This window comes from Halanaerobium sp., from assembly GCF_003070835.1.
The window spans coordinates 1-12,853 of record NZ_QBLR01000091.1; the positions used below are offsets into that span (position 1 = coordinate 1).

The 12,853-nt window shown below is 35.5% G+C and carries 14 protein-coding genes; 10 read left to right on the forward strand and 4 right to left on the reverse strand.

Annotation, left to right across the window (positions count from 1 at the left end; all coding sequences use genetic code 11):
* Positions 1-226: 226 nt before the first annotated feature.
* Complete coding sequence (locus CI949_RS10430) at positions 227-649, reverse strand: HutP family protein (protein WP_133529770.1); 423 nt, start codon at positions 647-649, stop codon at positions 227-229.
* Between the two features lie 182 nt (positions 650-831).
* On the opposite strand from CI949_RS10430, the gene CI949_RS10435 reads away from it, so the two are divergent.
* Complete coding sequence (locus CI949_RS10435; RefSeq protein WP_243733906.1) at positions 832-1,362, forward strand: manganese efflux pump; 531 nt, start codon at positions 832-834, stop codon at positions 1,360-1,362.
* 89 nt (positions 1,363-1,451) lie between these two features.
* On the opposite strand, the gene rlmD is transcribed toward CI949_RS10435, so the two are convergent.
* Together rlmD and CI949_RS10445 are read right to left on the reverse strand one after the other, a co-directional pair.
* Positions 1,452-2,621 (reverse strand): 23S rRNA (uracil(1939)-C(5))-methyltransferase RlmD, encoded by a 1,170-nt coding sequence (rlmD, locus tag CI949_RS10440; RefSeq protein ID WP_290766101.1) that lies wholly within the window; start codon positions 2,619-2,621, stop codon positions 1,452-1,454.
* A gap of 60 nt (positions 2,622-2,681) precedes the next feature.
* Positions 2,682-4,007 carry a sodium-dependent transporter gene (locus CI949_RS10445; RefSeq protein ID WP_133529773.1) on the reverse strand — a complete coding sequence of 442 codons (1,326 nt, stop codon included), beginning with the start codon at positions 4,005-4,007 and terminating at the stop codon, positions 2,682-2,684.
* A gap of 420 nt (positions 4,008-4,427) precedes the next feature.
* Between CI949_RS10445 and CI949_RS10450 the strand changes: the two genes are divergently transcribed.
* From CI949_RS10450 to CI949_RS10460, 3 genes are all read left to right on the forward strand, one after another.
* Positions 4,428-5,903, forward strand: coding sequence for a sodium-dependent transporter (locus tag CI949_RS10450; RefSeq protein ID WP_290766106.1), 1,476 nt, complete (start codon positions 4,428-4,430; stop codon positions 5,901-5,903).
* A 131-nt stretch (positions 5,904-6,034) separates the two neighbouring features.
* The gene (locus CI949_RS10455; RefSeq protein ID WP_290766108.1) at positions 6,035-6,535 is read left to right on the forward strand and encodes a nitroreductase family protein; all 501 of its coding nucleotides are present in this window, start codon (positions 6,035-6,037) and stop codon (positions 6,533-6,535) included.
* Between the two features lie 4 nt (positions 6,536-6,539).
* Complete coding sequence (locus tag CI949_RS10460; RefSeq protein ID WP_290766111.1) at positions 6,540-7,217, forward strand: PHP domain-containing protein; 678 nt, start codon at positions 6,540-6,542, stop codon at positions 7,215-7,217.
* Between the two features lie 89 nt (positions 7,218-7,306).
* On the opposite strand, the gene mnmH is transcribed toward CI949_RS10460, so the two are convergent.
* Positions 7,307-8,371, reverse strand: coding sequence for a tRNA 2-selenouridine(34) synthase MnmH (mnmH, locus tag CI949_RS10465; RefSeq protein WP_290766114.1), 1,065 nt, complete (start codon positions 8,369-8,371; stop codon positions 7,307-7,309).
* Between the two features lie 224 nt (positions 8,372-8,595).
* Between mnmH and CI949_RS10470 the strand changes: the two genes are divergently transcribed.
* The 6 genes from CI949_RS10470 to CI949_RS10495 all read left to right on the forward strand — a co-directional run bounded on the left by CI949_RS10470 (position 8,596) and on the right by CI949_RS10495 (position 12,680).
* Positions 8,596-9,438, forward strand: coding sequence for an Mrp/NBP35 family ATP-binding protein (locus tag CI949_RS10470; RefSeq protein WP_290766117.1), 843 nt, complete (start codon positions 8,596-8,598; stop codon positions 9,436-9,438).
* A 105-nt stretch (positions 9,439-9,543) separates the two neighbouring features.
* Positions 9,544-9,903: a NifB/NifX family molybdenum-iron cluster-binding protein gene (locus CI949_RS10475; protein ID WP_290766120.1), complete on the forward strand. Its 360-nt coding sequence runs from the start codon at positions 9,544-9,546 to the stop codon at positions 9,901-9,903.
* A 1-nt stretch (position 9,904) separates the two neighbouring features.
* Complete coding sequence (locus CI949_RS10480) at positions 9,905-10,762, forward strand: ATP-binding protein (protein WP_290766123.1); 858 nt, start codon at positions 9,905-9,907, stop codon at positions 10,760-10,762.
* Positions 10,762-11,625, forward strand: a complete 864-nt coding sequence (locus tag CI949_RS10485; RefSeq protein ID WP_290766125.1) for an ATP-binding protein — start codon at positions 10,762-10,764, stop codon at positions 11,623-11,625. The genes CI949_RS10480 and CI949_RS10485 overlap by 1 nt, the downstream gene beginning before the upstream one ends.
* 23 nt (positions 11,626-11,648) lie before the next feature.
* The gene (locus tag CI949_RS10490) at positions 11,649-12,044 is read left to right on the forward strand and encodes a NifB/NifX family molybdenum-iron cluster-binding protein (protein WP_108141575.1); all 396 of its coding nucleotides are present in this window, start codon (positions 11,649-11,651) and stop codon (positions 12,042-12,044) included.
* 252 nt (positions 12,045-12,296) lie between these two features.
* Positions 12,297-12,680 carry a DUF5320 domain-containing protein gene (locus CI949_RS10495; RefSeq protein WP_108141577.1) on the forward strand — a complete coding sequence of 128 codons (384 nt, stop codon included), beginning with the start codon at positions 12,297-12,299 and terminating at the stop codon, positions 12,678-12,680.
* Positions 12,681-12,853 lie beyond the last annotated feature (173 nt).

Genomic DNA, 12,853 nt, shown 5'->3' on the forward strand with positions numbered 1-12,853 from the left:
ATAAAAAAACACTCCTGGTGGAGTGTTAAAGACTTCGCTTTTAGCTTTAGTTTAAACAAGTTAATCTAAAAAAAGATATAAAAACCCCTTGTTTAAATAAAACTTAAGCTTCCCTACAAATTTCTCCTACCGTATTACCATGCTACCAGTTATTTGATTTTCTTTATTATACTATTAATTTTGTACCTTTGTCAACTTTATTGGAGTATCAAATTTGCTCTGTTTATTAAGATCTACTATCAAGGAGTGAACGGTGACTTAAGCCTACTGTTACTTCATTTAAATTAAACATGCCAACACCAAAGAAGATAGCAACGACAATATGCTCTCCGCTGCGGGCAACTCCAATCTTTCCACCTACATTTAAGCCCATAGTTCTCGGCATTATCTGGGTTACTGCATCATGGGCTGCTCCAGCAACTGCTCCCTGGGCTACATGGGATTCATCAATGATATTTTCTCGCTTAGCTGCAATAACAGCTCTTTCTATGATATCTGGAACTGATTTATTGAATTCACCACCAAAATCAACTGCTCCAGTATTTATATCATCAGCTGCAAATTCTTTTTTTAATTTTTTTTCTTCACTTCTGGTGGAAATAGCCATTTTAATAGCGGCTTTTGCGGTTTCTAAACTGTTATGTTCCATAATTTTTCCTCCTTTGTCATTACTGTCTTAATTATAGCAGATTTAATGATTAAAATAAATACTTTGAGATAATTGAAAGAACTTTGAGCTATTTTGTTGCATATTTGAAATCTCTGTTTTATAATAAATAATACTGTAGACAATATTTTATCCTGGAGGGGATTAAAATTAACATTTTATTAGTGGCTCTAGCACTGGCCCTGGATGCAGCAGGTGTAACAATGGCTATTGGCTGTGGTACTAAGACAAATCTTAGAGAAAAATTTGAAATTATTTTTTCATTCGGATTTTTTCAATTTTTATTTGCCTTGATCGGTGGTTTTCTCGGAAATTATATTGATCAGCATTTTTTTACCATTTCTAACTATTTTAGTGGTACGGTAATCTTTCTGCTCGGGATTTTTCTGATTAGAGAAGGATATAAGAATGGCGAAGAGTGTATTTACAGACAGCTTAACTTCTGGACAGTTGTAGTTTTAGGGGTGAGTGTCAGCATCGATGCTCTGGGGGCTGGTTTTTCGCTACTTTTTAATTTAAATTATGCACTGATTTTAAATAACTCTTTAATAATTGGTGTTGTCGCTGCAGTAATCACAGCAGCTGCGTTTAAGATTGTGTTATATATTAAACATATTTCCCTTGTTGAAAAATATGCTGATTATGTGGGTGGATTGATTTTACTGCTAATCGGGATTAACACTTTTTTAGCTTAAAAAAAAACCGATTCAGAGCTGGAAAAATCAGCTTCTGGAATCGGTCTTTTTTATTTTACTATAAAGTTTCTCTTATTTTTAATAATTATTTAATTTTCTTTCTTTAATAGAGTTATTACTTCTAAGTGCTTAGTATGGGGGAACATATCTACAGCTTTAAACTTTTCCAGTTGATAATTGTGCATTTTTAGAGAAACTAAGTCTCTGGCCAGTGATTTTGGGTTACAGGAAATATAGAGTATTTCATCTGCACCAGCCGAAGCTATTTTGTCTAGAGCTTTCGGATTTATTCCGGGTCTTGGCGGATCGATAATAATTAAATCAGGATTTTCTTTCAGATTATTGATCTTTTCTAAAACATCACCGGCAATATATTCTGCATTGTTGACATTATTTAATTTAGCATTTTCTGCTGCTTTTTTTACTGCATCTTGATCAATCTCTATTCCAAAAATTTTATCTGCATCTTTTGCTATAGCCTGGGAGATAGTTCCGGCCCCACAGTATAGATCATAAACCACCTTATCTTTAGCGCTGCTGATATAGTCGGCAGCTTCTGAATATAATAATTCAGCCCCCTTAGTATTAGTCTGAAAAAATGAAAGTGAGTCAATTTTAAATTTATTATCAAGTAATTTATCATAAAAATAATTACGGCCATAATGAATCTTCATTTCATCACAGCTTACCTGGTCAGAAAAATCATCATTGATCGTCTGGACAAAACCAACCAGTTCACCCTTTAAATCGAGATTTTGTAGTTCTCTGCTGAGAGGCTCAAAATCATGCTCAACCTGAGAAGTAGTTACCAGATTTGCAACGACTTCTCCTGTATTGATTCCCTTTCGGATAATTAGGTTGCGCAGAAAACCTTCTCTCAACTTAATATGATATTTTTTAAAATCATGTTTGCGGCAGTAGTCTATAATTGTGCTTAAAATATCCCTAAAATCTCTGTCAACCAATAAGCAGTGATCAACTGTAATCACATCATACCGTTTACCCCGTGGATGCATCCCCAGCTGAAGTTTTCCTCCTTTTTTTAAATCACCAAAACTAAACTCCATATTGTTGCGGTACTCATAAATATCAGGGCTTGCCAGTATTTCTTCAAAATTGTCTGTACTAATTTCTTGATCGGAAAAGATTTCTAAAAGCATTTCTTTTTTATCTTTTAACTGCTTCTGATAGGGTATTTCCTGAATAGAGCAGCCTCCGCAGCGGTCATAATGCACACATAAATTCTTATTTTCCTGCAAATTAAATCCTCCTAAAATTAAATTTATTTAAAGTTTGATCAATTGTAATTTTTCTTTGAACTAAATGGTCTGATAGATATTAAAAAGCATAATAAATAATACAGCGGCCGGCACAATATATTTTAATAAAACACTATATATTTTACCAATATGAAAGCGGCTGTTTTTATTTGCTTCTTTAACTGCATTTCTGCTGCCCCAAATATGACCGACAAAGATTGAAGTTAAAATTCCACCTGTAGGTAAGAAAATGGAATTTGAAAACCAGTCATAGGTATCTAAAACATCCATTCCTAAAAAATTAAAATTAGAAAATGAGCTGTAACCCATAAGAGGTGGTATTCCAACTAAAAAGATTAAAAAACCCATCAGATAAGAAGCTTTTTTTCGATTCCAGTTGTGTTCATCAACTAAAAAAGCTACAACTACTTCCAGCATTGAAATAGAAGATGTGAGAGCAGCAATTGTCAATAAAACAAAGAATATAACTGAGAAAAAGATACCAAAAGGCATCTGAGTAAAGACTGCCGGCAGAGTAATAAAAGTTAAGCCGGGGCCAGAAGCCGGGTCAAGACCAAAGGCAAAAACGGCCGGAAAAATTGCGAAACCTGCCAGTAAAGCAACAGCTGTATCAAAGACTAAAACATAGGCGGCACTTTCATTAATGCTTTCTTTTTGACTTAAATAACTACCATAGGTTATCATTGCTCCCATACCGAGACTTAAAGTGAAGAAAGCCTGAGAGATAGCATCAGCAAAGGTTTGAAAAGTAATAGCAGAAAAATCTGGTTTTAAGTAAAAACTTAAGCCCGCTCCCGCACCTTCAAGTGTTACAGAACGGATAATTAGTAAAAATATAATTCCAAATAAAATAGGCATTAAGATTTTAACTATTCTCTGGATTCCATTAACTACTCCAGCTCCAATTACAGCAATTGTAAGAAACATAAAAACCCCGTGCCAGATAATTGGCTCAGCCAGGCTGCTGATATGTGATCCAAAAACTTCCGGGAAATTGCTTTCAGCAGTAAAAGTAAAAGATTTAAAAATGTAGGACATTCCCCAGCCGGCAACTACGGAGTAATAACTTAAAATTACAAAGCCGGATAAAACTCCAAGAGCACCAACCAGCGGCCAGCTAGAATCTGGAGCCATTTTTTTGAAGGCACCAATTGGATTTTTTTCTGTAAACCTTCCTAAAGACATTTCAGAGACTAAAATTGGATAACCAATAAATAATATTGCAGCTAAATAGATTAAAATAAAAATAGCCCCTCCATTTGTTCCAGTTATAAATGGAAAACGCCATATATTTCCCAGTCCGATTGCAGATCCTGAGGCAGCCAGAATAAATCCTAATCTGGAAGTCCAGTTTTCTCTTTTCATGATAATTTCCTCCCTATTAATTTATATTGCTTGTTTATTTTATCATACTACTAGTTAGGCATCAATCAATAAATTATTGCGGTTGCTCGGGTTTGAAGTTCTGAAAATCAGGTATGCCCAATGAATTTCTGAAAACGATTAAGTAAACCAGAATACATTTACTAGATTTTTGTCATAAATGCTGGAAATGCTTCAATTAATTTGTTATAATACATTCAACCTGATTAGTTTAGTTTAGAAACATGCAGTCTTAAGATTAGCAGAAGTAATAATTATTTAGCAGTAGTTAATGATTGTATGAGAGTAGAGATTAGCTGATATTTTATAATATTTTTTTCTTTTAAATTTAGATGAGCTGAGCCAGGAAAAATCGGGAAAAACAAAAAATGAGTAGAAAGAAGAGAGGGAGGAAAGAAAAAAATGGAAGAGAATCGTGATCAATGGGGAACGAGACTTGGTTTTATTTTAGCAACAATTGGTTCAGCAGTAGGGTTGGGAAATATCTGGCGCTTTTCGTATCAGGCATATGAAAATGGTGGAGGTGCCTTTTTATTTCCTTATTTATTTGCATTAATAACTGCGGGTATACCATTATTACTACTTGAAATGGGATTTGGATTTTTTACTAGAAACTCTGCACCAAGTTCTTTTCGTAAAATTAATGAAAAATTTGAATGGGTTGGTTGGTGGTCAGTATTAATTGCTTTTGTAGTAACTGTTTATTATATTGTTATTATTGCCTGGAGTTTATTATTTGTATTTGAGTCATTTTCTCTGGGCTGGACTGCTGATCCAGAAGGATTTTTCTTTGGAGAATTTCTCAACTTCTCCGGTAGTGCCTTCAACTTAGGTGGTATTCAGTGGCCGATTTTCTTTGCTTTACTTGCAGTCTGGTTAATTAATTATACTATTATTGCAGGTGGAGTAGAAAAAGGAATTGAAAAAGCCAGTAAGATTTTTATGCCGCTTTTAGCTGTGATGGTTTTAGTGATTGTCTTTAGAGGTGTTACACTTCCGGGAGCAATGCAGGGAGTTAAAGCATTTATAACACCTGATTTTTCCAAGATTTTAGACTGGAATATTTGGGTTGGAGCTTATGGTCAGATATTCTTTACTCTGAGTCTCGGTTTTGGAATTATGATTGCTTATTCCAGCTATCTGCCTAAGAAATCAGATGTTGTAAAAAATGGAATTATAGCAGCTTTATCAAACAGTATTTTTAGTATTGTAGTTGGGTTTGGTGTTTTTGGTATTCTTGGTTATATGGCGGGACAGCAGGGAGTAGCAATTGGAGATGTTGCAACTTCTGGGATTGGACTTGCTTTTATTGCTTTTCCAAAAGCTATTAACCTCTTACCTGGATTACCGCAGATATTTGGTTTTGCATTTTTCTTTTCATTAACAATTGCAGGACTTTCATCAAGTATCTCATTAATTGAATCAGTAGTTTCATCGCTAATTGATAACTTTAGTTTAAGCCGCAAAAAAGCTGTTACTTATGTATCAATTGTTGGATTCTTGCTCGGAGTACCAATGGTTACTCAGGGTGGTTTAGCTATTTTAGATATAGTTGACCATTTTGTTAATATTTTTGGTCTGCTGGTGGTAGGTTTGGTAGAAATGCTTGTCTTAAGCTATGCTTTTGATTTAGATAAGATAAAAGATAATATGAATGTCAGCTCTGATCTTCATGTTGGAGGTGGCTGGAAAACCATGATTAAAGTTGTTGCACCACTATTTATTGGTATTGGATTTATTCAAAATACTATTTCTGAGTTTAGCGCTGCTTATGGTGGTTATCCAATGAGTGAACTTCTAACTTTTGGCTGGCTGGTTGTAGCCTTACTTGTAATATTTGCGGTTATGCTAGGCAGAAACAGCAGTAACCGGATTTAGAGCTGCAGATTTTTAAGTTTTAAAATTAATATCTAAAATTAAGTCCTCAGTATATTTTCTGGGGGCTTTTTTTCTGGCTGATTATTTTATATAATTATTAGTGGTATAATATCAAAGGGAGGCATCAAATTATGGAAGAAATTTTTGAGCGTAGAAGTATTAGAAAATATAAAAGCAAGGATGTCGAAGAAGAAAAGATTGAGAAACTTTTGGAAGCAGCCGTCTCTGCACCCTCTGCTGGTAATGAACAGCCCTGGCATTTTATTGTGATTAAAGATAGAAAAAGACTCAATCATCTGGCTGAGATTCATCCCTATGCAAAGATGTTAAAAGAAGCTCCACTGGCTATTGCAGTCTGTGCTGATCTCAGCCAGCAGAAACATCAGGGGTTCTGGGTTCAGGACTGTTCAGCTGCCACTCAAAATATTTTATTGGAAGCTCAATCTTTAGGTTTAGGTTCAGTCTGGATAGGCTGTCACCCGGCTGAAGATAGAGAGAAAAAAGTCAGCAATTATTTAAAAGTACCTGCAGGTTTTAAAACCCTGTCTTTAGTGGCAGTTGGTTATCCGGCAGAGGAAAAAGTAAGAGTTAATCGAATGAATGATAATATTGTTCACTTAGAAGAGTGGTAAAATTATGAGTGAATATAAAATAGAATTGCATGCTCACAGTTCGGAAAGCAGCCGCTGTGGTTCAATTAAAGCTGAGGATCTGGTTAAAAAGTATCAAAGAGCTGGTTATAGTGCCCTGGTTTTGACTGATCATTATTATGCCCGTTTTTTTGATAAAGTTAAAGATTTAAGCTGGGAAGAGCAGCTCGAAAAATATTTAAAAGGTTATAAAATTGCTAAAAAAGTTGCTGCTGAAATGGACTTCAATCTATTTTTAGGAATAGAGATTAAATTTAATGATGATCCCAATGAGTATTTAGTTTATGGTCTTGAAGAAAAAATTCTTTTTGAAAATCCTAATCTGCATCAGCTTAATTTAGAAAAATTTAAAGAGCTGACTGATTCCCAGAGTAATAAAATATTAATTTATCAGGCCCATCCTTATCGAAAGGGAATGTCACCTGCTGCTGATTATCTGTTGGATGGTTTAGAAGTTTATAATGGTAATCGCCGTCACGACTCTCAGAATGAGAAGGCTCATAATTATGCAGCAGAACATCAGCTTAAAATGATTTCGGGTTCTGATTTTCATGAAAATGAAGATCTGGCTCGTGGTGGTATAGTTACTCAACATAAAATTGAAGGAATAAGAGATTTGCTTCAGATCTTAGAGTTTGAAAGTTACAGATTAATTAAATCCTGACATTAAAAATCCCCTTCTGAAATGGAAGGGGATTAAATAATTGAGGCTTCAGCTGGAAGCAGAACTTTTAACATTAAAAAAGCAGTCGTTTATTGATAAAGGTCAACAATTTCTGCCGCAGCTTTTTTAATATTTTCTGCCTCAATTTCCGCTTTATAAAAGTCGATTTTATTCTGAGAGTGTTCATACATCGGGTCATAATAACTTTCTAAAAGAATTCTAGTTAGTTCTCTAAATTTTCCGCTTTCAGCAAGCTCTAAAAGCTGATAATATGCTTTTTTACCTGCCTTTTTAATAAGATATTTTTTGATGGCAGTCAGAGATTCTAAAACTCTTTTAATAAATTTTTGCTGGTCACTTTCAATATCTTTTATATATTCTAAATAGATATTTTCTACTCTTTTTTTGGTTGAAGCTGTAATTAAAATATCTTCTCCAGCTTTCATTTTTTTGTAAAAAAACTCCGGAATCACAGAATGACCAACCCTTCTGCTTTCAGCTTCTACAAATATATAGCCATCTGGCTGATCTTTTTTCTTTAATTCTTCCCAGAGCAGTGATTCAAAATATTTTTGATTATAGGGTTCATTAAGGCCAATACTGCCAAAAGCTGAACCTCTGTGGTTGGCGATTCCTTCTAAGTCAATAATGTTTGCTCCCAGCTTATCCATTTCTTTTAAAATGTAGGTTTTGCCAACTCCAGTATTTCCATGGAGAACTACTATTTCACCCTTAAATTGATAATTATCCAGTTTATCAATTATATAATGGCGGTAACCCTTATAACCATTTTCAAGCCGGTAGACTTCGATTCCAGCCAGATCAGAAAACTCAGCCAGGCTTTTACTGCGCAGACCGCCGCGAGAACAGAAGATGATTATGTTATCATATTCCCGGGCCAGCTGATTAACTTCAGCTATTAAATCTGGAATTTTAGGAGATACAAGTTCAACACCTTTTAATTTAGCTTTTTTAGGGCTCTGCTGTTTATAAATTGTACCGATGATTTTTCTTTCCTGATGATCAAGCAGTTCGATATTGACAGCTCCAGGAATAGTTGCTTCCTGATATTCCTCTTTAGTACGGGCATCAATATAAATACTGTTTTCTAAATTCAAACTCTGCTGATATGTTATCAGTCTTTCTTTTCTCATTTATTACACCTACTAGATAAATTTATTATTTAACTTTTTGTCTGTTAACTGTGATAAATAGATTCCTTAATTCATATTTTATCCTATTTAGCAGAAAAATCAAAATTAAAAGCTAAAAAATTCCTAGAAGGTAAATAGACTACTTGAATTGAAATTAAAAAAGTGTTATATTTAATACAGCTAAATGAACAAATGACCATAATATATAATGAGGTGATTATTTAATGTATGATGTGAAAGATAAAAAGGTTGTCTTAGAACATGGAACTATTAACAAAGGAATTATAGCTGTTGCCAGTGGGAAGGGTGGAGTTGGTAAATCAACTGTTACTGTAAACCTGGCTACTGCTCTGGCTGAGTTAGGATATAAGGTGGGGATTATAGATGCTGATGTAAGAGGATTTAGTGTTCCTCGAATTCTTGGAGTTACTGATAAGCCAAGAGCAGTCAGTGAAAAGGAAATTATACCTCCTGAAGTAAAAGGGATTAAAGCAATTTCTATGGGTTCATTTGTAGATGAAAATAGTCCCGTAATCTGGAGAGCGCCACTGCTGGCAGGAGCACTAGAGCAGTTTTTTAAAGATGTGCGCTGGGGAGAAATTGATTATATGCTGATTGATCTGCCTCCAGGAACAGGAGATATGCCATTAAATATTATGCAGAAAGTTCCTCATGCTGAAACGTTAGTTGTAACTACTCCTCAGGTAACAGCAACTAAGGTAGCAGGAAGAATTGGTGCTATGGCTGATAAGATGGACCATGAGATTATAGGTGTAGTTGAAAATATGGCTTATTATAGATGTTCAGAATGCGGCCATAAGGATTATATCTTTGGCGAAGATGGTGGCAGGGATCTGGCTGATTTTATGGAGACCGAACTGCTCGGACAGCTGCCGTTGATTTCGGAAGTTAGACGCCGCAGTGACTCCGGAAATCCTATTGTTTTTGACGAACCGGAATCTGAAATTTCTCAGGAGTTTATTAAGATTGCAAAGAAATTAGCTGAGAGAGAACAGGGTTTTGATGAGAAGGTTGAGCCACTTAAATTAAATATGGATCCACAGTAAAACTTTGGTACCGGGTACTTGTAAAATATTACTAATTAAAAAACTGGATTTAGATGGTAATATTTTACAAGTACCCGGTACCTTTAAAAAATGGGGGTTTTAAAATTGAAATTAGTTATACCTGCAGTAGCAGAAGGAAATATGGAAACAGAAGTACATGATAATTTCGGGAGAGCAACATTTTTCGCTTTTATTGATACTGAGACAGAAGAGATTGATTTTGTAGAAAATACTGCTGCTAAAAAAAGCAGTGGTGCTGGAGTAGGAGCCGCTCAATTATGTGCTGATAATGAAGCAGATATTGTTACTGCCTATCATTTTGGGCCAAAAGCCTATCAGGCGCTGACTGCGGCCGGCATTGAAGTTTTAGATTTGAATGAGCAAAAATTAATTAAAGAAGTATACAGCGATTACAAGGCAGGCAAATTAGCTGAGGCTGAAGCTGGCCCGGGGGGACATCATTAAATTGGCTGAAGAAATTTCACTTTCAATTTTAAGTGGTAAGGGAGGAACCGGAAAAACTACTCTGGCTGTTAATCTTGCTCTGGCGCTGGAAAATGTTCAGCTGCTGGATGCCGATGTTGAGGAGCCAAATGATTACCTATTTATTTCTCCAGAAATTGAAAGTAAAGAAACTGAATCAGTAATGAGGTTGATTCCAGAGGTCAATGATGATAAATGTACTGCCTGCCGAAAATGTGTTGACTTTTGTGAATATAATGCTCTGGCTATGATGCTGGATAATGTACTGGTCTTTGAAGAAGTCTGCCACAGCTGTGGTGGCTGTAAAATTGTTTGTCCGGAAGATGCGATTACTGAAAAGGAAAAAGAACTGGGTAAATTGCGCCATGACTCTCTCTCCAATTTAGATTTCTGGCAGGGAGAATTAAACACCAAAGAAGAAAAAGCTGTACCGGTAATTGAAAAGTTAAAAACAAAAATAGATCGGGATAAAAAGGTGATTATTGATTCACCACCAGGAACAACCTGTCCGACTATTGAAGCAATTACAGATACAGACTTTACAATTGTGGTCACTGAGCCTTCACCTTTTGGTCTGCATGATTTAAAGATGGTAATTGAAATGTTAAATGAAATTGAGCAGCCTTTTGCGGTTGTGATTAACAGGGCAGAAGCTGACAGTGATTATTTAATTGAAGATTACTGTCAGGAAGAAGGAATTAAAATAATACTTAAAATTCCATTCTCACGGAAGATTGCAGAGCTGTATTCAGAAGGAATACCTTTTGTTGATAAACTGGAAGGCTGGGAAGAAAAACTGAAACAGTTATATCAGGAAATTAGAAAGGAGGCCCTAAAATAATGAAAGAAATTACTGTAATTAGTGGTAAGGGTGGAACCGGAAAGACTACCTTTACAGCTAATCTGGCTTCCTTACTTGATAATTTAGTTGTTGGAGACTGTGATGTAGATGCTCCTAACCTGCATCTTTTATTAAATCCGGAAAATAAAAGTGAAGCAGTTTTTAAGGGAATGAAACTGGCGGTTAAAAATGATGATCTCTGTATTGACTGTGGGCTCTGTTATGAAAACTGTCGTTTTAATGCTATTACGGCTGCTGATTATCAGATTAAAAATTTAAAATGTGAGGGCTGTGCTGTCTGTGCCTATGTCTGTCCAACTGATGCCATTAAGATGGAAGAAATTGAAACCGGTACTCTTTATGAAGCAGAAAGCAGATTTGGTGAGATGGTTCATGCTAAACTAATTCCCGGGGCGGATACCTCAGGAAAACTGGTAAGTGAGGTAAAAAATCGGGCTTCAGAGCTGGCAAAAGAGAAAAATAAAGACTGGATTTTGATTGATGGATCACCCGGGATTGGCTGTCCTGTAATTGCTTCTCTAACTGGTTCCGATCTGGCGGTTTTAGTTACTGAACCAACCATGTCAGGCTTTGCGGATCTCAAAAGAGTTATGGAAGTTGTCAATCATTTTAAAATTCCAGCCGGAATAGTAATTAATAAGTATGATTTGAATGAAAATATTTCAGCTAAAATAGAAGCCTATGCAGAAGAAGAAAAAATTGAATTACTTACTAAAATTCCTTACAGCAGAGTGATAGTAGATTCACTTAAAAAAGGCGAGCTATTTGTTGATAACGATGCAGAACTACGAACAAAAATGCTGACTGTTAAAGAAAAACTTACAAAAATATTAGAAAAATAAGATTTAAAGGAGGCTTTAATAAAATGAAAAAGATTGCTGTACCCGTACAGGGCGAAAATGTATCAGCTCATTTTGGTCATGCACCTGAATTTAAACTTTTTAGTACAGAAGATAATACGATCAGCGCTGAAGAAGTAATAGAAAACCCGGGCCATCAGCCGGGTCTGCTGCCAAAATTGTTGAATGAGGCTGGAGCAGATATAATAATTGCTTCCGGCATGGGCCAGAAAGCGATTGCTATCTTTGAGCATAATAATATAGAAGTTGTCTGTGGAGCAGCTGGTAATGCCAGAGAAGCGGTTTCTAATTACTTAAATGATAAATTAGATGCTTCTGATAATGCCTGTTCCCATGGAGAAGGAGATGGGCATCATGATCATGACCATCACGGTCATGGAGGTCATGGACATCACCATTAATTTTATTAATTTCATTTGAACCAGGTACAAAACGCGCGTTTTGTACCTGGTTCAAATAAGCAATTTTGGACCTGGTTCAAATTACAGGGTCAAATTTTTTTACTTTATTCTTGACATATGTTCAAAATGGAGTTATAATATAATTACAGAATAAAGAGCATATGTTCATTAAGGTAATTTTAATTATTACTTTCCAATTTATATCTTGATGAACAGTGCCAACAAACTAAAAATTAAAAGGAGTGATTGTTTATGCCACGCGGAGATAGAAGAGGTCCAGAAGGTAGAGGTCCAATGACAGGAAGAGGATTAGGTTACTGTGCAGGTAATGATCAGCCGGGATTTGCAGCTGATGCCGCTCCTCAGGGAGCAGGAAGAGGTTTTAGAAATGGTGCCGGACGAGGCCCAGGATTTGGACGCGGACGCGGTTTTGCTGGTGCAGGTAAAGGTCGCGGAATGGGCTATGGATTTGCCGCTGGAAGAGGAGCAGCTTATGCTCCAGCTGGTGAAGATGTAGATTATGACAGTGAGGAAAATAAAAACCGAGAAATAACACGTCTCGAAAATCTGGCAAATACCCTTTCAAGTGAGCTTGAGATTGTAAAAAAACAGATAGAAGAGCTAAAAAATAATTAAGTTCAAAAATAAAGTTAATATATAAACTCTAACCCTTATTACAGAGAAAATTTGTTTCTGATAGACTCTGTGATAGGGGGTTTTTGTTCTTAAATGGAACTAAAGTTAAATACTGAGAGTTAACTGCTGATTTCTTGTTTTTATAGTTAAATTATTATATAATAATTTTAAAT